The sequence below is a fragment of the Burkholderia seminalis DSM 23518 genome, from assembly GCF_902832885.1.
Taxonomy (GTDB): Bacteria; Pseudomonadota; Gammaproteobacteria; order Burkholderiales; family Burkholderiaceae; genus Burkholderia; species Burkholderia seminalis.
Genome location: NZ_CADFDK010000015.1, coordinates 28,802 through 49,659, shown reverse-complemented (window position 1 = coordinate 49,659; position 20,858 = coordinate 28,802). Strand labels below are relative to the sequence as shown.

Sequence of the window (20,858 nt, the reverse complement as noted above, 5' to 3'; positions counted from 1 at the left end):
AGCCCGACGCTACTTTGAAGACCGTCCAAGCACTGGAATTCACTGCCCCGCGCGACGACAACGCGCGCCTCGCCAACCTCTGCGGGCCGCTCGACGAGAACCTGCGGCAGATCGAACAGGCGCTCGACGTCACGCTCGCGCGGCGCGGCCACCGGATCACGATCCGCGGGCGCGGCGCGAAGCTCGCGCTCGCCGCGCTCGAGAACTTCTACAACCGCGCGCGATCCGCTGTCGGTCGACGACATCCAGCTCGCGCTGGTCGAGGTGCGCCACACGACCGGCAACGGCCGCCAGGACACGCTCGACGTGCGCTTCCGCGGCGACCCCGACCATCCGTTCGACGAGCCCGTCGTGCAGCTCGACGCCAGCGAGCCGGACGAGGAACCCGCGCCGAAGCTGTACACGCGGCGCGCCGACCTGCGCGGCCGCACGCCCGCGCAGCGCGAGTACCTGAAGCAGATCCTGTCGCACGACGTGACGTTCGGCATCGGGCCGGCCGGCACCGGCAAGACCTACCTCGCGGTCGCGTGCGCGGTCGATGCGCTCGAGCGCGACCAGGTCAAGCGGATCGTGCTGACGCGCCCGGCCGTCGAGGCCGGCGAGCGGCTCGGCTTCCTGCCGGGCGATCTCGCGCAGAAGGTCGACCCGTACCTGCGCCCGCTGTACGACGCGCTGTACGACCTGCTCGGCTTCGACAAGACCGCGAAGATGTTCGAGCGCCAGATGATCGAGATCGCACCGCTCGCCTACATGCGCGGCCGCACGCTGAACCACGCGTTCATCATCCTCGACGAGGCGCAGAACACGACGCCCGAGCAGATGAAGATGTTCCTCACGCGAATCGGCTTCGGCTCGAAGGCCGTCGTGACCGGCGACACGAGCCAGGTCGACCTGCCGCGCGGCCACAAGAGCGGCCTCGTCGAGGCGCAGCAGGTGCTCGGCGGCGTGCGCGGCATCGCGCTCACGCGCTTCACGAGCGCGGACGTCGTGCGTCATCCGCTCGTCGCCCGCATCGTCGAGGCGTACGACGAGTTCCACGCACAGCATCAGGACGGCTGAGCGGCAGCCTGCCCTGCCCCCACCCTGCCGGCCCGGCCCGCCACACGGCGCGCCGGGCTTTTTTTGCCCGGTCGAATTCGGGTGGGATCGGCCGTTTGGTGTATCCTCGACGCGTCCCAATCGCCGTACGCGTCATGAAATCTTCCCGTTCCCGCAAGTCCGGTCGCGCCCAGTCCGCCGCGCCCGAATCCCCCCGTCTTTCGCTGTTCGACGCGAAGGGCAAGGCCCGCACCGTCAACGCACAGGGCCTGCGGATCGACTTCCCGGACGGCCGCAGCCTGATGTTCGACCTGTCGGGCAGCTCCGGCGACGCGGCCGTCGCGATCGTCGCGCAGCACAACGATCCGGCGATGCGCGCGAAGCTCGCGCTGCAGCCGGAGCACTACGACAGCGTAACGCTGCACGTGGGGGCCGAGCTCGCGCCGCGCGAGGACGACCACGACGACGCACCGCGCGCGCTGGAACTCGACCTGTCCGTGCAGTATGGCGACGAAATCACGAGCGACGTGCGCAAGACGCTGCCCAAGCGCAAGCTGATCGCCGAATGGATCGAGCCGGCGCTGTTCGCGAGCGCGCAGCTCACCGTGCGCTTCGTCGGCGAAGGCGAAGGGCGCACGCTGAACGCCGGCTACCGCCACAAGGACTATCCGACCAACGTGCTGACCTTCGCGTACGACGCGGCGCCCGACGGCACCGTGATCGGCGACCTCGTGCTGTGCTGCCCGGTCGTCGAGAAGGAAGCGCACGAGCAGGGCAAGCCGCTCCTGGCCCACTACGCGCACCTGCTGGTGCACGGCGCGCTGCACGCGCAGGGCTACGACCACGAGACGAGCGACGAGGACGCGGCCGAAATGGAAGCGCTCGAAGTCGACATCCTCGCGAAGCTGGGCTTCCCGAACCCGTACCAGTAAGCCTTTCGCACGATGCGCAACGCCGCGATGCTCCCGCCCGCCTACCCGCCGTCGATCGGCGACGGGCGCCTGCTGACGGAAGACGAGCTCGCGGCCTCGCTCGCGCACACGATGCGCGACTGGGACGGCCGGCAGGATCTCTGGCTGTTCGGCTATGGCTCGCTGATCTGGAACCCCGGTCTCCCGACCGTCGCCGCCGTGCGCGGCAAGGTACACGGCTACCACCGCGGGCTCTACCTGTGGTCGCGCGTGAACCGCGGCACGCCCGAACGCCCGGGCCTCGTGCTCGCGCTCGATCGCGGCGGCTCGTGCTCGGGCATCGCGTTCCGGCTGTCCGGCCCGACCGCGCAGCCGCACCTCGAGACACTGTGGAAGCGCGAGATGCCGATGGGGTCGTACCGGCCCGCGTGGCTGCCCTGCACGCTCGAGAGCGGCGAACGCGTGAACGCGCTCGCGTTCGTGATGCGCCGCGACGTACCGACCTATACGGGCAAGCTGTCCGACACCGTCGTGAAGGAAGTGTTCAGCTGCGCGGCCGGCCGCTACGGCACGACGCTCGACTACGTGAGCCGCACGGTCGACGCGCTGCGCGCGAGCGGCATTCCCGATCGCGCGCTGGAAGGGTTGCTCGCGCGATGCAAGTGACGCGATCCCGCACCGCCCGCGCATTCGAACGAGGCGCCCACCGATGAAACCGTCACGCTGGTCGCGCTGCAAGGTCGCCGCGCTGCTCGTCGCCGCGAGCGTCGCCTTGTCCGGCTGCGGGATCCTGGGCTGCGGCGGCGCCGCGACCAACGGAGCGGCCGCCGGCGGCTGCTCGGCCGGCATGCGCTTCTGAGCCCCCCTTCCGCTTCCGAGCCCCCTTTCGCCCCCGTCTTCGACCGCGATCGCATGCGGCGGATTGCCGCCGATGCCAACCGGCCGGCCGGTCGTTTTCCCCGTTGCGCCGCCCCGTCCTGCCCGAACCTGTTTTTTGCGCTGCTGCGCCTTCGCCCTTTTCTGGGATAGGATGGACCCGAGGACGAGGTCGCGCCCGGCGCGGCCGTCCGCGAGCGGGGCCCGCGAGCCGCCCGCCCTGGCCGTGCGGCCGGGGTGACACGGTCGCGTCGTGCCCTTGGTGTATCCTTGCCTACTCCGTGACAGCGCGCCCCGGCATGACCCGGGCGCACCACCATGAACGATTCGTATCCCAGTCGTAAGCCAACCGACAAACCGCAAGAAAAGCGCTCGCTGCTCGAGCGCCTGACCGACTTCATCTCGCCCGAGCCCGAATCCCGCGGCGAGCTGCTGGAAATCCTCCAGGACGCCCACGAACGCAACCTGATCGACGCCGACTCGCTGTCGATGATCGAAGGCGTGTTCCAGGTCTCCGATCTGTGCGCCCGCGACATCATGGTGCCGCGCGCGCAGATGGACGCGATCAACATCGCCGACAAGCCCGAGGATTTCATCCCGTTCGTCCTCGAAAAGGCGCACTCGCGCTACCCCGTGTACGAGGAGAACCGCGACAACGTCATCGGCGTGCTGCTCGCGAAGGATCTGCTGCGCTTCTATGCCGAAGAAGAGTTCGACGTGCGCGGGATGCTGCGCCCGGCCGTGTTCATTCCGGAATCGAAGCGCCTGAACGTGCTGCTGCACGACTTCCGCGTGAACCGCAACCACCTCGCGATCGTCGTCGACGAATACGGCGGCGTGGCGGGCCTGATCACGATCGAGGACGTGCTCGAACAGATCGTCGGCGACATCGAGGACGAATACGACTTCGACGAGGAAGCCGGCAACATCATCTCGGGGCCGGACGGCCGCTTCCGCGTGCGTGCGCTCACCGAGATCGAACAGTTCAACGAGGCGTTCGGCACCGATTTCCCCGACGACGAAGTCGACACGATCGGCGGCCTGATCACCCATCATTTCGGACGCGTGCCGCATCGCGGCGAGAAGCTGCAGCTCGGCAACCTCGTGTTCGAGATCCAGCGCGGCGATGCACGCCAGGTGCATGTGCTGCTGGTGCGCCGCAACCCGCTCGCCAGCCGTCGCGCCGAAACCTCGCACGAAGACTGACCGTTCCGCGCCAGCCGCGTTTCCTTCAACCGCTCGCCCACTTCCGCTTCACATGGACGATCCGATCCCGTCCCGCCCGGCTGGCGGCCTCCTCGCGCCGGCGCCCGGTCGCGCGCTGCCGCGCTGGCACTACCCGGCCGCGCTGCTCGCGGGCGCGGCCAATACGCTCAGCTTCGCACCGACGCCGCACGGCGGCTGGCTGCAACTCGTCGTATTCGTCTGGTTTTTCGCGCAACTGACGCGCACGTCGAGCTGGCGCGGCGCCGCGCTCACCGGCGGCGCATTCGGCTTCGGCAACTTCATCAGCGGCATCTGGTGGCTCTACATCAGCATGCACGTGTACGGCGAGATGGCCGCGCCGCTCGCGGGCGGCGCGCTCGTGCTGTTCGCGCTGTACCTGTCGCTGTACCCGGCGTTCTCGGCCGGGCTGTGGTCGTTCTGCGCGGGCCATGCGTGGCATCGCCGTACCCCCGATCCACGTCCGTTCTCGCCGACCTGGCACGGCGCGTTCGCGTTCGCGAGCGCGTGGGCCTTCGGCGAATGGCTGCGCGGCACGCTGTTTACCGGCTTTCCGTGGCTCGCCAGCGGCTACCCGCAGGTCGACGGCCCGTTCGCGGGCTTCGCGCCGGTGGTCGGCGTATACGGGATCGCGTGGGTACTCGCGCTGTTCGCGGCGCTGGTCGTGCAGGCGCTCGTCGCCGCGCGCCCGGCGCCCGCGCGTGACAACGGCGCCGGGAGTGCCGGCGGCAACCCGCGCGTGCGCATCGCCGCGCCGGCCGGCGCGGCGGTCGCGCTCGTCGCGGCCGGCCTCGGGCTGTCGCAGGTCACGTGGACGGTGCCCGCGAATGCGCCGCTCACCGTGCGGCTGCTGCAGGGCAACGTGAAGCAGGACATCAAGTTCGAGCAGGAAGGCATCGACGCGGCGATCAAGATGTACCAGCGGATGATCATCGAGAAGCCGGCCGACCTGATCGTCACGCCGGAGACCGCGATCGCCGTGATGATCCAGGAACTGCCCGAGCCGTTCGCCGTCGCGATCCGCAAGTTCAGCGACACGACGGGCTCGGCCGTGCTGTTCGGCGCGGTCGGCGCGTCGGTGACCGAGGACGGCCACTACGTCGACTATACGAACAGCCTGTACGGCGTGACGCCGAACTCGCGCGATATCTATCACTACGACAAGCACCATCTCGTGCCCTTCGGCGAATTCATCCCGTGGGGTTTCCGATGGTTCGTCGACCTGATGAAGATGCCGCTCGGCGATTTCGCGCGCGGCGCGCCGGTGCAGAAGCCGTTCCTCGTGCACAACCAGCCCGTGATGGCCGACATCTGCTACGAGGACTTGTTCGGCGAGGAAATCGCCGCGACGATCCGCGACAACCCGCAGCCGCCCGGCGTGCTCGTCAACGTGACGAACCTCGCGTGGTTCGGCGACACGATCGCGCTCGACCAGCACCTGCAGATCGCGCGGATGCGCTCGCTCGAAACGGGCCGGCCGATGCTGCGCTCGACCAACACGGGGATGACCGCCGCGATCGACGCGCACGGGCGCGTGCTCGGCCAATTGAAGCCGTTCACGATCGGCTCGCTCGACGTGCGGATCGAAGGCACGAGCGGCTTCACGCCTTACGTGACGAGCGGCAACAACATCGTGCTCGCGGTGTCGTTCGTGCTGCTCGCGTTCGGCTTCACGTTCGGGCCGGGGCTGCGCCGGCGCAATGGCCGCAACAACGGCGGCGATCAACCCGAATGACGCAAGCGGCGGCCGGTGACCGCTTGCCGGCCGTTCAGGCCTGCCGGGCCGGCTGACCCGGTCGATCCGGCTGCGCGACGAGGCTGCGCAGGTCGCGACTCACCGCCTCCATCACCGGCTGCCACGCGTCGAACGCCGGCTGCCGGTACAACGTCGCGCTCGGATACCACGGGCTGTCCGTGCGTTCGAGCATCCACGGCCAGTGCGGATTCACGTCGAGCAGCACCCACGTGCGCGCCCCGAGCGCGCCCGCCAGGTGCGCGACCGACGTGCATACGGTCATCACCAGATCCAGCGCGCCGATGAATGCGGCCGTATCGTCGAAGCTCGTCAGCTCCGCCGTGAAATCCTCGATCGCGAAACCGGCCGCGCGCGCCGCCGCGACATCCGCGTGCGCGCCCGGCTGCAGCGAATAAAACGCGACGCCGTCGATCCCGCGAAACGCGTCCGCATAGCGCTCGAGCCCGACGCGCCGGAACGGGTTGCGCTGGTGGCCCGCGCTGCCCGTCCACACGAGCCCGACCTTCAGCCGGCGCTCGCCCGCAAGCCGCGCGCGCCACGCATCGCGCGCGTGCGGATCGGCCCGCAGGTAAGGCACCGACGATCCGAGCGTCTCGTTCTCCATGCCGAGCATCAGCGGCAGGCCGATCAGCGGCACCTCGTAATCGAATGCCGGCAGCGCGTCGACGCCGCCGCCCGCACCGAATACGTCCACGTGCGCGCCAAGACTGCGCTGCATCAGCGTGCCGACCTGCGGGAACGTATTCCACGCGAGCCGGCCGCCTTCGCGATGCACGCGCTCGGCGAGCGGCGCGACGTAGCGGCAGAACTGCAGCACGTCGCCGAGCCCCTGTTCGCCCCATACCAGCAGCGTCTTGCCTGCCAGCGGCTCGCCCTGCCAGCGCGGACCCGGCAGCGCCGGCCGGCGGCCGCGCAGTTCGCCCGCGCCGTCCCAGCGCGCCTCGTGGCCGCGCCAGCCGGCCGCGTAGTTGCCGCGCACGAGCTGGATGATCGCGAGGTTGAAACGGAACGACGCGTCGTCGGGCGCCAGCTCGCATGCACGCGCCGCGTAACGCTCGGCATCGTCCCAGCGTTGCGCCTCCTTCATCGCCATCGCGACGTTGTTCATCGCGAGCGCGTTGCCGGGCGCGAGGTCGGCCAGCCGCGCGGCGCACGCGAGCGCGCCGTCGAGGTCGTGCGCCGCGATCCGCGCGACGACCAGATTGATCCACGCCTGCACGTCTTGCGGATCGTGCTTCACGGCCGCGTCGAGCAGCGCGATCTCCTCCGCGCGGTCGCCGCCCGACAACCGCAGCGCGATCGCGAGGTTATTGCGCAACGACGGCCGGCCCGCATCGATCGCCAGCGCCGCGCGGTACGGCGCGACGGCATCCGCGTGGCGGTCGGCCATCTGCAGCGCGTAACCGTGATTGAAGTACGCGGTCGCGCCCGGCCGCACGCGCGCCGCGCATTCGGCGAGCGCGAGCGCATCGGCCGTGCGCTGCCGCGCGACGAGCGTCGTCGTGAGCTGCGCGAGCGCATCGGCGTCGACCGCGTGCAGATGGGCGGCAGCGGCGAGCCACAGATCGTGCGCGGCGCGCTCGCCGCGCGCCTGCGCGTCGGCGGCCTGGCCGAGCAGCGCGAGCAGCGGCGGAAGCAGCGGAATGAGGAGGTCGGTCGGGTCGTCCATGCGATCGGCGTCGGCAAGCGGTGACGCGGCACGCGTGGCGCGCGCCGCAATATGCGCATCTTAACGCCCGCGCGAAGCGGCACGGCATGCGCGTCGCGACAACCCCGCGGGCGGCCGCACGGACCGCGCCGCCCGCTCGTGCGCCCCTTCCGGAAGCGCGCCGGCGGCGGCCTCGCCCGCGTTCCGGCCGCATCCGCTCGCCGATCCGGTAAAATTACGCGTTTCAGCACACTAACAAGCCGCGCCGCCGCGCGAGCCGACCCTCCGGGCCCCGCCCGGAGCGCCGCCCGCAACGGAGCGCCAGCGCCACGAAGGCTCTTCATGCTTACGTTTCAGCAAATCATCCTGACGCTGCAGTCCTACTGGGACAAGCAGGGTTGCGCCCTGCTCCAGCCCATCGACATGGAAGTCGGCGCGGGCACGTCGCACGTCCACACGTTCCTGCGCGCGGTCGGCCCCGAGCCGTGGCGCGCCGCGTACGTGCAGCCGTCGCGCCGCCCGAAGGACGGCCGCTACGGCGAGAACCCGAACCGCCTGCAGCACTACTACCAGTACCAGGTCGTGCTCAAGCCGGCGCCGGAAAACATCCTCGACCTGTACCTCGGCTCGCTCGAAGCGCTCGGCTTCGACCTGAAGCAGAACGACGTGCGCTTCGTCGAGGACGACTGGGAAAACCCGACGCTCGGCGCGTGGGGGCTCGGCTGGGAAGTGTGGCTGAACGGGATGGAAGTCACGCAGTTCACGTATTTCCAGGAAGTCGGCGGCCTCGAATGCAAGCCGGTGCTCGGCGAGATCACGTACGGCCTCGAACGCCTCGCGATGTACCTGCAGAAGGTCGAGAACGTGTACGACCTCGTGTGGACCGAGTGGGAAGAGCAGGGCCCGAACGGCCCCGAGCTGCGCCGCCTGTCGTATGGCGACGTGTACCACCAGAACGAAGTCGAGCAGTCGACCTACAACTTCGAGCACGCGAACGTCGACCTGCTGTTCACGTTCTTCAACAGCTACGAAGCGGAAGCGAAGAAGATGATCGACGCGCAGCTCGCGCTGCCCGCGTACGAGCTCGTGCTGAAGGCCGGCCACACGTTCAACCTGCTCGACGCCCGCGGCGCGATCTCGGTCACCGAGCGCGCGGCGTACATCGGCCGCATCCGCGCACTGTCGCGTCTCGTCGCGCAGGCTTACTACGACTCGCGCGAGAAGCTCGGCTTCCCGATGCTCGGCAACCCGCCGGGCGTGCCGGGCCTCACCACCGACGCCCAGGACGCCGCGCAGCCGGCATGGGCGCCGCCGCTCAAGGTCGAACGCAAGATCGATCAGGACTGACGAGACGAGAATCATTCCAACCATGACGCACAATCATCCCGCCCCCCTGCTCGTCGAACTGCTGACCGAAGAGCTGCCGCCGAAGGCCCTCGCGCGCCTCGGCGACGCATTCGCGGAAGGTCTCGCGCAACGCCTCGCGGCGCGCGACCTCGTCGAAGGCGAACTCGTGTTCGAACGCTACGCCACGCCGCGCCGCCTCGCCGTCGTCGTGCAGAACGTGCGCGCCGTCGCGCCTGACAAGCAGGTCCGCGAAAAAGTCCTGCCGGTGTCGGTCGCACTCGACGCCGACGGCAAGCCGACGGCGCCGCTCGCGAAGAAGCTCGCGGCGCTCGGCCACCCGAACCTGTCGATCGCCGATCTCGAGCGCGCGCAGGACGGCAAGGCCGAAGCGTTCTTCATCAACTACTCTGCGGCCGGCGCCACGCTCGCGGACGGCCTGCAGGCCGCGCTCGACGAAGCGCTCGCGAAGCTGCCGATCCCGAAGTTCATGACGTACCAGCGCCCGGACGGCTCCGACGTGAAGTTCGTGCGCCCGGTCCATCGCCTGACCGTGCTGCACGACGACCGCATCGTGCCCGTCACCGCGTTCGGCGTCGATGCCGGCGACACCACGCTCGGCCACCGCTTCCTGTCCGACGGCCTCGTCGCGATCCAGCATGCGCGCGCGTACGCCGACACGCTGCGCGACAAGGGCCGCGTGATCGCGCACTTCGCCGATCGCCGCGAAACGATCCGCACGCAACTGAACGAACACGCGAACGGCGATACCGTCGTGATGCCCGAATCGCTGCTCGACGAAGTGACGTCGCTGGTCGAATGGCCGGTCGTCTACCCGTGCCGCTTCGAGGACGAATTCCTGCAGGTTCCGCAGGAATGCCTGATCCTCACGATGCAGACGAACCAGAAGTATTTCGCGCTGACCGACGTCGCCGGCAAGCTGCGCTCGCGCTTCCTGATCGTGTCGAACATCGAGACGAAGACGCCGGGCGAGATCATCGAAGGCAACGAGCGCGTCGTGCGCCCGCGCCTCGCCGATGCGAAGTTCTTCTTCGAGCAGGACAAGAAGAAGCCGCTCGCCGACCGCGTGCCGCAACTCGCGAACGTCGTGTATCACAACAAGCTCGGCTCGGCGCTCGCGCGCGTCGAGCGCCTCGAGGCGCTGGCCGGCGAGATCGCGCCCGCGATCGGCGCCGACGCCGCGCACGCGAAGCGCGCCGCGCGCCTCGCGAAGGCCGACCTGCTGACCGACATGGTCGGCGAGTTCCCCGAACTGCAGGGCACGATGGGCACGTACTACGCGCGCCACGACGGCGAAGCCGACGACGTCGCGCTCGCGTGCGCCGAGCACTACCAGCCGCGCTTCTCCGGCGACGCGCTGCCGACCACGCCCGTGTCGACGGCCGTCGCGCTGGCCGACAAGCTCGAGACGATCGTCGGCATCTGGGGCATCGGCCTCGCGCCGACCGGCGAGAAGGACCCGTTCGCGCTGCGCCGCCACGCGCTCGGCGTGCTGCGCCTGCTGCTCGAGAAGCAGCTGCCGCTCGATCTCGTGTCGCTGCTGCGCACGGCCCACGCGCGCTTCGAAGGCGTGCCGGGCGTCGCCGAATCGACCGACGCGATCCTCGCGTTCTTCATGGATCGCCTGCGCGGCCTGCTGCGCGAGCGCGGTTATTCGGCCGGCGAAATCGACGCGGTGCTGAGCCTGAACCCGACGCGCGTCGACGATCTCGTCGCGCGCCTCGACGCGGTGCGCGAATTCACGCGCCTCGCGGAAGCCGAAGCGCTCGCGGCCGCGAACAAGCGGATCTCGAACATCCTGAAGAAGTCGGAAGGCGGCGCGAACGGCACGGTGCAGCCGGCGCTGCTCGTCGAGGCCGCCGAGAAGGCGCTGCACGAACAGCTCGCGGCCGTCACGCCGCACGTGCAGTCGCAGCTCGAGGCGCGCGCGTACACGGGCGCGCTGTCGGCGCTCGCCGCGCTGCGCGCGCCGGTCGACACGTTCTTCAACGACGTGATGGTCAATGCGGAAGATCCGGCACTGCGAGCCAACCGTCTCGCGCTGCTGTCCGCGCTGCACCAGCAGATGAACTGCGTCGCCGACATCTCGAAGCTCGCCGCATAAGGGCCGCACGATGCCGATCAGCCCCAACCGAAAGCTCGTCGTCCTCGACCGCGACGGCGTGATCAACGTCGATTCGGATGCGTTCATCAAGACGCCCGACGAATGGATCGCGCTGCCCGGCAGCCTCGAGGCGATCGCCCGGCTCAACCACGCGGGGTATCGCGTGGTCGTCGCGACCAACCAGTCCGGCATCGGTCGCGGGCTGTTCGACATGGCCGCGCTCAACGAGATGCACCTGAAGATGCATCGCGCGGCGGCCGCGGTCGGCGCGCGCATCGACGCGGTGTTCTTCTGCCCGCACACGGCCGAGGATCACTGCGACTGCCGCAAGCCGAAACCCGGCATGATGCAGATGGTCGCCGAGCGCTTCGAGATCGATCCCGGTCACACGCCGGTGGTCGGCGATTCGCTGCGCGACCTGCAGGCCGGCGTCGCGGTCGGCTTCCAGCCGCACCTCGTGCTGACCGGCAAGGGCAAGAAGACGCTCGCCGCGGGCAACCTGCCGCCCGGCACGAAGGTCCATGACGACCTGCGCGCGTTCGCGCTCGACTTTCTTTCACACGAACACGAGTGATGCGGCAGCCGCGCGCATCCTCCCTCACACCAGACTCACGCCGATGCGCTTCGTCCGCTCCCTGCTGCTGCTGATCTACTTCATCCTGTACACGGTGCCGTACGCCACCGCGTGCTTCATCGCGTTCCCGTTCATGCGCCCCGACGCGCGCTACTGGATGGCCGCCGGCTGGTGCAAGTCGACCCTGTGGGTCGTGCGCTGGCTGAACGGCATCCGCTACCGGATCGAGGGGATGGAAAACCTGCCCGACGGCCCGGCCGTGCTGCTGTCGAAGCATCAGTCGGCGTGGGAGACGCTCGCGTTTCCGGCGCTGATGCCGAAGCCGCTCTGCTACGTGTTCAAGCGCGAGCTGCTGTACGTGCCGTTCTTCGGCTGGGCGCTCGGCATGTTGCACATGGTCAACATCAACCGCAAGGAAGGCAAGAACGCGTTCGCGTCGGTGATCCGCCAGGGCAAGAAGCGCCTGTCGGAAGGCGCCTGGATGATCATGTTCCCCGAAGGCACGCGCACGCCGGTCGGCAAGCAGGGCAAGTACAAGACGGGCGGCGCACGCTTCGCGATCGAAACCGGCACGCCGGTCGTGCCGATCGCGCACAATGCAGGTCGGGTCTGGCCGCGCAACTCGTTCACGAAATTTCCGGGTATCGTCACCGTGTCGATCGGCAAGCCGATCCCCAGCGACGGGTTGACGCCCGATGCATTGAACTCGCAGGTCGAAGCATGGATCGAAGCGGAAATGCGCCGCATCGATCCCGATTCCTATCGCCAGGCGGGCAATGCCGGCACGCGCGATGCCGCGCGTGCCTGAAGCCCCCGGATTGCAGCCGTTGCGTACGACAAAAAGAAGCGAACTGATGAAACAGCGTCCGCGGCCACGGCCTGCCGTCGTGGCCCTCGATCATCGCCAGATGGATCTGCCGCTCTTCGACGGGCCGGCCGCCGCACCGTCGGCGCCCGCCACGCCGCCGGCGCCGCCTGAAGCCGCTCCCACCGCCCCGCCCGCTCCGGGCGCGGCACCCGACCGCTCGCGCGTGCGCACGTTCGCGCTCGACAGCCGCGTGCTCGAATACCGGCTGAAGCGGTCGGCACGCCGTACGATCGGCTTCACGATCGACGGCAGCGGGCTGTCGATCACCGCGCCGCGCTGGGTCACGCTCGCCGACATCGAAGCGGCGATCTCGGAGAAGCAGCGCTGGATCTTCGCGAAGCTCGCGGAGTGGAAGACGCGCACCGAACAGCGCGCGCTGCCGCAGATCGACTGGCGCGACGGCGCGCAGCTGCCGTATCTCGGCAAGACGGTGACGATCGCGCTCGGCGCGGGCGCCGTCGCATTCGACGCCGATGCGCTGCGGCTGTCGCTGCCACTGCCCGTGCAGGCCGACATGCAGCAGATCAAGGATCGCGTGCAGGGCTGGCTGCAGGGCGAGGCGAAACGCATCTTTGGCGAACGCCTGCCGGTCTACGCGGAAAAACTGGGCGTCACGTATTCGATGTACGCGCTGTCGTCGGCCGCGACGCGCTGGGGCAGCTGCTCGAGCGACGGCAAGATCCGCCTGAACTGGCGGCTGATCCATTTCCCGATGTCGATCATCGACTACGTCGTCGCGCACGAGCTGTCGCACCTGCGCGAGATGAACCACAGCCCGGCCTTCTGGCAGACCGTCGAATCGATCTTCCCCGAGTTCCGCGAAGCGCGGCACACGCTCAAGCACCACCCGCCCGAGCTGCTGCCGTCGCTTTGACATGACGCGCGCGGCAGCGCCGTCGATGCAAAAGGGCGATGCGGGTCACCCCGCATCGCCCTTTTTGCCGCCATGCGCATCGCACGCGGCGGCCCGTTCGTCCGGCGCTTACTTCTTCTGGATGAACTCGATCTTGTAGCCGTCCGGATCCTCGACGAACGCGATCACGGTCGTGCCGTGCTTCATCGGGCCTGCTTCGCGCGTGACCTTGCCGCCTTGCGCCTTGATCTTCTCGCACGCGGCGTACGCATCCTCGACCGCCACGGCCAGGTGGCCGAAGCCGTTGCCGAGATCGTAGGACGGCGTATCCCAGTTGTGGGTCAGCTCGATCACGGTGCCGGTGCGTTCGTCTTCGTAGCCGACGAACGCAAGCGTGAACTTGCCTTCCGGATAATCCTCGCGACGCAGCAGCTTCATGCCGAGCAATTCGGTGTAGAACTTGATCGAGCGGTCGAGATCGCCAACTCGCAGCATCGTATGCAGCAAACGCATGTCTTGTACTCCTGTGGGGACTTTCCAGAACCGGAAACTCTACCAGAGTCGGGTGAAACTCGCCGGGGGCGCCTAGCCGGGGGCGCCTAGACCGGGCGGCCGATACCGCGCATCGGGGCACGCGCGCAATGGCGGAAAACGGCACGGTCCGGCTCGCCCCGTCGATCGTGCCGATCGGGTAACATCCCTCCACTTCGCACCAAAAGCGGGCATGCCACGCACCACCCGAACGCGACCACCCACCCTTCCCTGACGCCACACTGCCGTGCGAAACCGCCAATTCGAGCGCGCCCGACGCGCCGCCCGCCCGGCCTCGCTGCCGCCGTCCCGATCGAGCGAGGCGCGCCGATGACCCCACTCGCCGCCGCCCACGTGCGCCGCGCGCTCGACCTGCGCGCCGCCGGCCTGATGTTGCTGCTGTGCGCGATCTGGGGTTTCCAGCAGGTCGCGATCAAGTACACGAACGCCGCGATCGCGCCGATGTTCCAGGCCGGGCTGCGCTCGGTGATCGCCGCCGCGCTGCTGTGGGGCTGGGCCCGCGCGCGCGGCACACCGCTGTTCCGGGCCGACGGCACGTTCGGCGCGGGCCTCGCGGCCGGTGCGCTGTTTGCCGGCGAATTCATCTGCGTGTTCTTCGGGCTCACGCTGACGAGCGCATCGCACATGGCGATCTTCCTGTACACGGCGCCGTGCTTCACCGCGCTCGGCCTGCACCTGTTCGCACCGGGCGAGCGGCTGCAGCGCACGCAATGGGCCGGCGTCGGCCTCGCGTTCGCCGGCATCGCGCTCGCGTTCGCGGACGGCTTCCTGACGCCGCGCGCGCCCGGCGCTTCGGTGCTGGCCGGGCTGGCCGGCGACGCGCTCGGGATTCTCGGCGGCGCGATGTGGGCCGCGACGACGGTCGTCGTGCGCTCGACGGCGCTCGCGCGGGCGAGCGCGAGCAAGACGCTGTTCTACCAGCTCGCGGTGTCGGCGGTCGTGCTGGTCGCGCTCGCCGCGCTGTTCGGCCAGGTGTCGTTCGCGCACGTGACGCCGATCGCGGTGGCGAGCCTCGCGTACCAGTCGGTGATCGTCGCGTTCGTCAGCTACCTGTCGTGGTTCTGGCTGCTGACGCGCTACAGTGCGTCGCGGCTGTCCGTCTTCACGTTCCTGTCGCCGCTGTTCGGCGTCGCGTTCGGCGTGCTGCTGCTCGGCGAGTCGGTCGGCTGGCGCTTCATGTCCGCGGCCGCGCTCGTGCTGGCCGGCATCGCGCTCGTCAACGCGCCGCCGCGCAGGCGGGCGTAGGCGACCGGCCACATACACGCGTGCAATGAAAAGGGCTGCCCGTCGGGCAGCCCTTTCGTCACCTGCGGTCCGGCTTCGCGCGCCGCGCGTCAGCCGGCCTTGCGCACTGCCGCGAGCGCCTGCGCGACGCCGACGTATTCGGCCACGCTCACGTCCTCGGCACGACGCGCGAGATCGAAACCGAGCGCATCGAAATCGATCGTCTGGCGATAGTCGCCGAGCGTGTTGCGCAGCATCTTGCGGCGCTGCGAGAACGCGGCGGTGACGATTTCGCCGAGCAGCACGGGATCGACGTCCGGCAGTTCGTGCGGCTCGTACGGAATCATCCGGACGATCGCCGAATCGACCTTCGGCGGCGGCTGGAACGATTCCGGCGGCACGTCGAGCATCTTTTCCATCACGTAGCGGTACTGCAGCATCACCGACAGGCGCGAGAACGCCTTCGTGCCGGGCTCCGCGACCATCCGTTCGACGACTTCGTTCTGCAGCATGAAATGCTGGTCGATGACCGCATCGGCGAACGTCATCAGGTGAAACAGCAGCGGGCTGGAAATGTTGTACGGCAGGTTGCCGACGATGCGCAGCGACGGCTGGTCGCCGGGCGCCGCCAGCGAACGGAAGTCGAACGCGAGCGCGTCGCCCGCATGCAGCTCGAGCAGCGCGCCGAAGCGCTGCTGCAGGCGGCCGATCAGGTCGCGGTCGAGCTCGACCGCGTGCAGCGGCGACTCGGGCGTCGCGAGGCGCTCGATCAGCGGCTCGGTCAGCGCGCCGAGCCCGGGGCCGATCTCGACCATGCGCTGGCCGCGCGCGGGGCCGATCGTCGCCACGATCGAATCGATCACGCCGTGATCGACGAGGAAGTTCTGCCCGAAGCGCTTGCGCGCGAAATGGCCTTGATGCTGTCTGCTGTTCGACATCGACTGAGTAAGACGAAAAATACGACGAAAGAGGTGAGGCCGCGTCAGGCCGCGCGGCGATGGCGCGCCATCGTGACGGCCGTATCGAGCGCGGCGATCATGCTGCCCGGATCGGCGCGACCCGTGCCGGCCAGATCGAGCGCGGTACCGTGATCGACCGACGTACGGATGATCGGCAGCCCGAGCGTCACGTTGATGCCCTCGCCGAAGGTCGCATACTTCAGCACGGGCAGGCCCTGGTCATGGAACATCGCGAGCACGCAATCGGCATCGGCCAGATGGCGCGGCTGGAACAGCGTGTCGGCCGGATACGGGCCGCGCGCGTCGATGCGCAGCGCGTTCGCACGGGCCAGCGCCGGCGCGATCACGTCGATCTCCTCGCGGCCGAGATAACCGTTCTCGCCCGCGTGCGGGTTCAGGCCCGTCACCAGGATGCGCGGCGCGGCGAGGCCGAAGTCGCGCCGCAGGTCGCGGTCGATGATCGCGAGCGTCTCGACGAGACCGTCGATCGTCAGCGCGGCGGACACATCCTTCAGCGGCAGGTGCGTCGTCGCGAGCGCGACGCGCAGCGGCTTGTCGCCGGTGCCCGCCAGCATCATCACGACGCGCGGCGTATGCGTGCGCTCCGCCAGGTATTCGGTATGGCCGGTAAACGGCACGCCCGCATCGTTGATCGTGCTCTTCTGCAGCGGCGCGGTCACGATCGCGTCGTACCGGCCGGCCAGCGCGCCGTCGATCGCCGCGTCGAGCAGCCCGAGCACGTACCGGCCGTTCGCCGCGTCCAGCGTACCTGCCCGCGCGGGAACGGCCAGCGCGTGGTGCGCGACCGATACCGGTGCACCGCCGGCCAGCACGGTGCGCTCGGCGCCGACGGCCGCCGCACGCGCGTCGAGCAGCGCCGCATCGCCGAGCACGGTGAAATGCGCGTCGGGCCAGCGCTGCGCGGCGTCACGCAGCGCCTGCACGGTCAGCTCCGGGCCGACCCCCGCGGGTTCGCCGGTCGTGATCGCGATCTGCAGCGCGGGCGTGGTCATCCGAAGCTCGCTCAGTTCGCCGGGGCGACGCCGCCGATCTTGTACTGAACGTACGACGAATCGCGCAGTTCGCGCAGCCAGTCGGCGTAGGCCTGCTCGGCCTTGCGCTGGCCGATCGCCTGGCGGGCGATGTCCATCTGCTGCTGCACCGACCCTTCCGCTTCGCGGCGGTTCAGCACCTGGATCAGGTGGTAACCGTACTCGGTGCGGATCGGCTGGCTGACCTGGCCGTCCTGCAGGCTGTTCATCGCCCGCTCGAATTCCGGCACGGTCTCGCCCGGGCTGATCCAGCCGAGATCGCCGCCCTGCGACGCCGAACCGTCCTGCGAGTAGGTGCGCGCGAACTTCGCGAAATCGCCGCCGGCCTCGATCTGGTTGCGGATGTCGACCAGTTGCTGGCGCGCCTGGCCTTCCGATTTGCCTTCACCGACGCGCAGCAGGATGTGGCGCACGTGCGTCTGGACGATCTTCGGCGCGGCGGCGGTCGCACCCTGGCTCTGGCGGCGGTCGACGAGACGCACGATCTCGAAGCCGTCCGGCACGCGGATCAGCGTCGGGTTGACCTGGCCCGGGCGCAGCTTCGAGGCGGCGTCGACGACGTCGGCCGGCAGCGCGCTCGGCGCCTTGAAGCCGAGGTCGCCGCCCTTCTTCGCGTCGTTCGCTTCCGAGTTGTTCTTCGCGAGGCGCTCGAAGTCGGCGCCGGACTTCGCCTGCTGCAGCAGCGCCTCGGCCTTCTTCTGCGCGGCCTCGATGTCGGCCTGCGGCGCGTTGGTCGGCGCCTTGATGAAGATGTGCTGGAAGCGCAGGTCCTGCTGCTGCGACGCGTTCGGCCCGCGCTGGCTCGCGATGTAGTTCGCGACTTCGGCGTCCGACACGGTGATCTTGCCGTCGACCTCGCGCTCGCGCAGCTTCGACAGCATCAGCTCGGTGCGTGCATCGCTCGTGAAGATGCTCCAGGGCACGCCTTGCGCCTCGAGACGCGCACGGTACTGCTCGAGCGTCATCCCGTTCGCCTGCGCGAGACGCTGCAGCGTGGACTGCACGGTCGCGTCGTCGATGCGGATGCCGTCGTCCTTCGCCTTCTGCACCTGGATACGCTCGAGCACCATCTGGTTCAGCACCTGCGCGCGCAGCTGGTCGGTCGGCGGCACGGGCGCGTTCTGCTGCTGCAGCCGGCGGGCGATCAGGCCGGCACGCTGGTCGAGTTCGCGGCCCGTGATCACGTCGTTGTTGACGACCGCGACGACTTCGTCGGCGAGCTGCGCACCTGGCGAACCGAGCGCCTGCGCCGCGGCCGGCGCGGCGGCGAGCAGCGCGGCGGACGCGGCGAGGCTGGACACGACTGCCGCGAAACGAAGGTTTTTCTTCATTGCCACTGAAACTCCATTGAAATCGTGCTGACCGGTGCAGACAAGCCGGCGTTACTCGTAGTTGCTGAAGCGGGACATCGGCGGCGGCGGCGGCGGCAGCGGCGTGTAGCCCGGTACCCCGGCGCGGAATGCCGACACGAGGCCGTTGTCGACGGTCGACAGGCCCTTGAGCGTCAGCTGCATCATGAATCGCGTCGACGAGTTCTGCTGTCCCGACGAATTGATGCCGTTCGCCGCCCGTTGCACCCCGACCCCGAGCGCCCAGCAATCCGCGTCGTATTGTAAGCCGACCAGACCGTCGACCACGCGATCGCCGGCCAGATCGTAGTTGAAGCGGCCGATCGCATACAGGCGGCGCGTGAGCGGCCATTGCGCGGACACCAGGAACTGGTTGATCGGCTGGTTGTCGAGCGTGGTGTTCGTGCGCGTGTAGCGATAGCCGACGTTGATCACGCGGCGCTCGCCCGGGCTGTAGCCGAAACCGACGCTCGACTTCACGAGCTGGTTGTTGTTCTGGTTGTACTGGAACGCCGTCTCCGACATGAAGCCCGAGCCGAGCTTCAGCGCGGCGCCGACGATCAGGTCCGAATGGCGCGCCAGCACGGCGCTCTGCCCGGGGTTCAGCGTGACGCGCTGATCGGCGAAGTAGTACTGCTGCGCGATCACGAAACGCGCGCGCTCGTCGCCGGTGCGCGGATCGATGAAGCGCGACGTCAGGCCGGCCGTGATCCGGTTCGCGTCGGCGATCCGGTCGTTGCCGACGAACGTGTTCGGCTGGTAGATCTCCGCGAGGCCGAAATCCGATTCCGCGGTGTCGAACAGCGGCGCGTTCGACTGGTTGCGATACGGCGTGTACACGTAGTACAGGCGCGGCTCGAGGGTCTGGATGAAGTCCTGGCCGAACAGGCGCACCGAACGATCGAAGATCAGGCCCGAATCGAAGGTCACGGTCGGGATCGACTCGGTGAAGCGCTTCGGGTTGTTCGGCGTGGTCGACGACAGGTAGTTCAGGTCGTACGACGCGAAGTGATACTGGACCTTCGGCACGACGAAGTAGCCGGGGCCGTACACGCCGTACGCGATATACGGGTTGAAGACGATGCGGTCGCCTTCGGTCGCGTCGGCCGTCGTGATGCGGAACCGCGAATAATCGGCTTCCGCGCCGAAGTCGAAGCCGCCGACGTTGTACTTCGTGTACTTCACGTTCAACTGCGGCTCGCGGCTGTACGGCGCGATCGACGGCGGCAGCGTCTGCCAGTGCTGGTAGCGCGCGAGCACCGACCACGGACCGTTGTTGTACGTGAGGCCCGCCTCCTGCTGGTACAACGTCTGCGTCCCGTTGATGAACTGGTTCATCGAACCCAGTTGTTCGGGATACGTGTTGTCCGAGACCTTGTTGTAGTAGACGTAGCCGCCGAAACCGCCGCCGAAGTTCTGCTGGTGCTGCCAGTAGATCGCGTAGCGGTTGCGGTGCTCGAGCCGGTCGTCCGGCAGGTAGTTGGCCGTGAAGGTGCCCGAATACGACGGCGACAGGTAGCGGAACGTCGCCTCGGTCATCACGCCGCGCCGCGAGATGATGCGCGGCGTGAGCGTCAGGTCGCGGTTCGGCGCGATGTTGAAGTAGTACGGCAGCGTCAGCTCGAAGCCGTTGCTCGAGTTCACCGAGAACGTCGGCGGCAGCAGGCCGCTGCGCCGCTCGCCCGACAGCGGGAACGTCATCCACGGGCTCGCGAAGATCGGCACGCCCTGGAAGAACAGCACGCCGTTGCGCGCGGTGCCTTCGTCGGCGCCCGTATCGAAGTCGAAGCGGCTGCCCTTGATGTACCACGCGGGGTTCGTCGAGCACTGGCACGCGGTGTAGGTGCCGTTGACGAACACCGAGCGCTCGTTGTCGACCATGTCGACGCGCTCGGCGCTGCCCGAGCCGCCCGTCATGTTGAAGTGGTACTTCGGCGCCGTCATGAAGCCCTGGTTCGCCTCGATCTTCAGGTGCGCCTCGGGGCCCGCGAACGACGTACCGCCATTGATCACCTTGACCTGGCCGTACGCATCGGCCATGTCGGTATCCTGATCGTAGTGGAGCGCGTCGGCCTTCACGACGGCGTCGCCGCGCCGCAGCTCGGCGGAGCCCTTGGCGGCGAGGTCCTGCTCGGCGGTGCCGCTCGTGTGGTCGGCGATCACGAAGGCGGCCGGCTTCGCGCCGTCCTTCAGCGGATGATCCTCGAGCTGGGGCGCGAGGCGCAGATCCCACGGCGAGTCGAGCGGCTGCGGCTGCGCGGCCGCACCCGACAGCTGCGCGTACGACACGGCCGGCACGAGGCCGGGCACGGCCAGGAGCGCGAGCGCGAGCCGCCGTTTGCGCGGCGCCCCGTCACCGGGGAAAACATTCGGGAATAGCGGTTTGGGCGGCATCTATCGTTTGGCGAATCGCCCCTTGTCAACCGCGCCTTCACGGCACATGCGCGCACGGCGGGCCGCGCCGTCGCACCGCGACTGCGGCTGAGCGCAAACCGGGGAGGCGAT

The 20,858-nt window shown here is 68.9% G+C and carries 17 protein-coding genes and 1 pseudogene; 12 read left to right on the top strand and 6 right to left on the bottom strand.

The features are described from left to right. Positions 1–14 precede the first annotated feature (14 nt). The 6 genes and pseudogenes from HWX00_RS30980 (at position 15) to lnt (ending at position 5,784) form a co-directional block, all read left to right on the top strand. A pseudogene (locus tag HWX00_RS30980) lies at positions 15–1,059 on the top strand (PhoH family protein). Positions 1,060–1,193: 134 nt separating this feature from the next. Then, positions 1,194–1,970: an rRNA maturation RNase YbeY gene (gene ybeY, locus HWX00_RS30975; RefSeq protein WP_034189028.1), complete on the top strand. Its 777-nt coding sequence runs from the start codon at positions 1,194–1,196 to the stop codon at positions 1,968–1,970. A 12-nt stretch (positions 1,971–1,982) separates the two neighbouring features. Continuing rightward, complete coding sequence (locus tag HWX00_RS30970; RefSeq protein WP_034189027.1) at positions 1,983–2,615, top strand: gamma-glutamylcyclotransferase; 633 nt, start codon at positions 1,983–1,985, stop codon at positions 2,613–2,615. Positions 2,616–2,658: 43 nt separating this feature from the next. Beyond that, positions 2,659–2,808, top strand: a complete 150-nt coding sequence (locus HWX00_RS30965; RefSeq protein WP_167361875.1) for a hypothetical protein — start codon at positions 2,659–2,661, stop codon at positions 2,806–2,808. A gap of 335 nt (positions 2,809–3,143) precedes the next feature. Beyond that, complete coding sequence (locus HWX00_RS30960) at positions 3,144–4,031, top strand: HlyC/CorC family transporter (protein WP_034189026.1); 888 nt, start codon at positions 3,144–3,146, stop codon at positions 4,029–4,031. 52 nt (positions 4,032–4,083) lie between these two features. Continuing rightward, positions 4,084–5,784, top strand: a complete 1,701-nt coding sequence (gene lnt, locus HWX00_RS30955; protein WP_124671110.1) for an apolipoprotein N-acyltransferase — start codon at positions 4,084–4,086, stop codon at positions 5,782–5,784. A gap of 34 nt (positions 5,785–5,818) precedes the next feature. On the opposite strand, the gene HWX00_RS30950 is transcribed toward lnt, so the two are convergent. After that, a complete protein-coding gene (locus HWX00_RS30950; protein WP_175027335.1) occupies positions 5,819–7,474 on the bottom strand; it encodes a tetratricopeptide repeat protein in 1,656 nt (551 codons plus the stop codon). A gap of 321 nt (positions 7,475–7,795) precedes the next feature. On the opposite strand from HWX00_RS30950, the gene glyQ reads away from it, so the two are divergent. Genes glyQ through HWX00_RS30925 form a run of 5 tightly spaced genes read left to right on the top strand, consistent with a single transcriptional unit; the run spans position 7,796 to position 13,238 of the window. Further along, positions 7,796–8,800 (top strand): glycine--tRNA ligase subunit alpha, encoded by a 1,005-nt coding sequence (gene glyQ, locus HWX00_RS30945; RefSeq protein ID WP_006477868.1) that lies wholly within the window; start codon positions 7,796–7,798, stop codon positions 8,798–8,800. 22 nt (positions 8,801–8,822) lie between these two features. Beyond that, positions 8,823–10,922, top strand: a complete 2,100-nt coding sequence (glyS, locus tag HWX00_RS30940; RefSeq protein ID WP_034189023.1) for a glycine--tRNA ligase subunit beta — start codon at positions 8,823–8,825, stop codon at positions 10,920–10,922. Between the two features lie 10 nt (positions 10,923–10,932). Then, positions 10,933–11,496: a D-glycero-beta-D-manno-heptose 1,7-bisphosphate 7-phosphatase gene (gmhB, locus tag HWX00_RS30935; RefSeq protein ID WP_034189022.1), complete on the top strand. Its 564-nt coding sequence runs from the start codon at positions 10,933–10,935 to the stop codon at positions 11,494–11,496. 43 nt (positions 11,497–11,539) lie between these two features. Further along, a complete protein-coding gene (locus HWX00_RS30930; protein ID WP_034189021.1) occupies positions 11,540–12,304 on the top strand; it encodes a lysophospholipid acyltransferase family protein in 765 nt (254 codons plus the stop codon). A 46-nt stretch (positions 12,305–12,350) separates the two neighbouring features. Then, positions 12,351–13,238: a M48 family metallopeptidase gene (locus tag HWX00_RS30925; RefSeq protein WP_034189020.1), complete on the top strand. Its 888-nt coding sequence runs from the start codon at positions 12,351–12,353 to the stop codon at positions 13,236–13,238. Between the two features lie 108 nt (positions 13,239–13,346). Here the strand turns inward: HWX00_RS30925 and gloA are convergent, their stop codons facing one another. Continuing rightward, positions 13,347–13,730, bottom strand: coding sequence for a lactoylglutathione lyase (gene gloA / locus HWX00_RS30920; RefSeq protein ID WP_034189019.1), 384 nt, complete (start codon positions 13,728–13,730; stop codon positions 13,347–13,349). A 348-nt stretch (positions 13,731–14,078) separates the two neighbouring features. Here gloA and HWX00_RS30915 point away from each other — a divergent pair, with 348 nt between their 5' ends. Beyond that, positions 14,079–15,014, top strand: a complete 936-nt coding sequence (locus tag HWX00_RS30915; protein WP_124671106.1) for a DMT family transporter — start codon at positions 14,079–14,081, stop codon at positions 15,012–15,014. 89 nt (positions 15,015–15,103) lie between these two features. Here HWX00_RS30915 and rsmA read toward each other — a convergent pair whose 3' ends face one another. Genes rsmA through HWX00_RS30895 form a run of 4 tightly spaced genes read right to left on the bottom strand, consistent with a single transcriptional unit; the run spans position 15,104 to position 20,747 of the window. Then, entirely contained in the window at positions 15,104–15,931 is an 828-nt protein-coding gene (gene rsmA, locus HWX00_RS30910) for a 16S rRNA (adenine(1518)-N(6)/adenine(1519)-N(6))-dimethyltransferase RsmA (RefSeq protein WP_034189018.1), read from the bottom strand. A 44-nt stretch (positions 15,932–15,975) separates the two neighbouring features. Beyond that, positions 15,976–16,965 (bottom strand): 4-hydroxythreonine-4-phosphate dehydrogenase PdxA, encoded by a 990-nt coding sequence (gene pdxA, locus HWX00_RS30905; protein WP_034189017.1) that lies wholly within the window; start codon positions 16,963–16,965, stop codon positions 15,976–15,978. 11 nt (positions 16,966–16,976) lie between these two features. Beyond that, positions 16,977–18,335 (bottom strand): peptidylprolyl isomerase, encoded by a 1,359-nt coding sequence (locus tag HWX00_RS30900; RefSeq protein WP_069706270.1) that lies wholly within the window; start codon positions 18,333–18,335, stop codon positions 16,977–16,979. A 51-nt stretch (positions 18,336–18,386) separates the two neighbouring features. Then, positions 18,387–20,747: an LPS-assembly protein LptD gene (locus tag HWX00_RS30895; RefSeq protein WP_034189015.1), complete on the bottom strand. Its 2,361-nt coding sequence runs from the start codon at positions 20,745–20,747 to the stop codon at positions 18,387–18,389. Positions 20,748–20,858: the final 111 nt, after the last annotated feature.

Excerpts from the sequence above, each read along its gene's own strand:
- ybeY (WP_034189028.1), top strand. The coding sequence starts at position 1,194 with ATGAAATCTTCCCGTTCCCGCAAGTCCGGTCGCGCCCAGTCCGCCGCG.
- HWX00_RS30970 (WP_034189027.1), top strand. The coding sequence starts at position 1,983 with ATGCGCAACGCCGCGATGCTCCCGCCCGCCTACCCGCCGTCGATCGGC.
- HWX00_RS30965 (WP_167361875.1), top strand. The coding sequence starts at position 2,659 with ATGAAACCGTCACGCTGGTCGCGCTGCAAGGTCGCCGCGCTGCTCGTC.
- HWX00_RS30960 (WP_034189026.1), top strand. The coding sequence starts at position 3,144 with ATGAACGATTCGTATCCCAGTCGTAAGCCAACCGACAAACCGCAAGAA.
- lnt (WP_124671110.1), top strand. The coding sequence starts at position 4,084 with ATGGACGATCCGATCCCGTCCCGCCCGGCTGGCGGCCTCCTCGCGCCG.
- HWX00_RS30950 (WP_175027335.1), bottom strand. The coding sequence starts at position 7,474 with ATGGACGACCCGACCGACCTCCTCATTCCGCTGCTTCCGCCGCTGCTC.
- glyQ (WP_006477868.1), top strand. The coding sequence starts at position 7,796 with ATGCTTACGTTTCAGCAAATCATCCTGACGCTGCAGTCCTACTGGGAC.
- glyS (WP_034189023.1), top strand. The coding sequence starts at position 8,823 with ATGACGCACAATCATCCCGCCCCCCTGCTCGTCGAACTGCTGACCGAA.
- gmhB (WP_034189022.1), top strand. The coding sequence starts at position 10,933 with ATGCCGATCAGCCCCAACCGAAAGCTCGTCGTCCTCGACCGCGACGGC.
- HWX00_RS30930 (WP_034189021.1), top strand. The coding sequence starts at position 11,540 with ATGCGCTTCGTCCGCTCCCTGCTGCTGCTGATCTACTTCATCCTGTAC.
- HWX00_RS30925 (WP_034189020.1), top strand. The coding sequence starts at position 12,351 with ATGAAACAGCGTCCGCGGCCACGGCCTGCCGTCGTGGCCCTCGATCAT.
- gloA (WP_034189019.1), bottom strand. The coding sequence starts at position 13,730 with ATGCGTTTGCTGCATACGATGCTGCGAGTTGGCGATCTCGACCGCTCG.
- HWX00_RS30915 (WP_124671106.1), top strand. The coding sequence starts at position 14,079 with ATGACCCCACTCGCCGCCGCCCACGTGCGCCGCGCGCTCGACCTGCGC.
- rsmA (WP_034189018.1), bottom strand. The coding sequence starts at position 15,931 with ATGTCGAACAGCAGACAGCATCAAGGCCATTTCGCGCGCAAGCGCTTC.
- pdxA (WP_034189017.1), bottom strand. The coding sequence starts at position 16,965 with ATGACCACGCCCGCGCTGCAGATCGCGATCACGACCGGCGAACCCGCG.
- HWX00_RS30900 (WP_069706270.1), bottom strand. The coding sequence starts at position 18,335 with ATGAAGAAAAACCTTCGTTTCGCGGCAGTCGTGTCCAGCCTCGCCGCG.
- HWX00_RS30895 (WP_034189015.1), bottom strand. The coding sequence starts at position 20,747 with ATGCCGCCCAAACCGCTATTCCCGAATGTTTTCCCCGGTGACGGGGCG.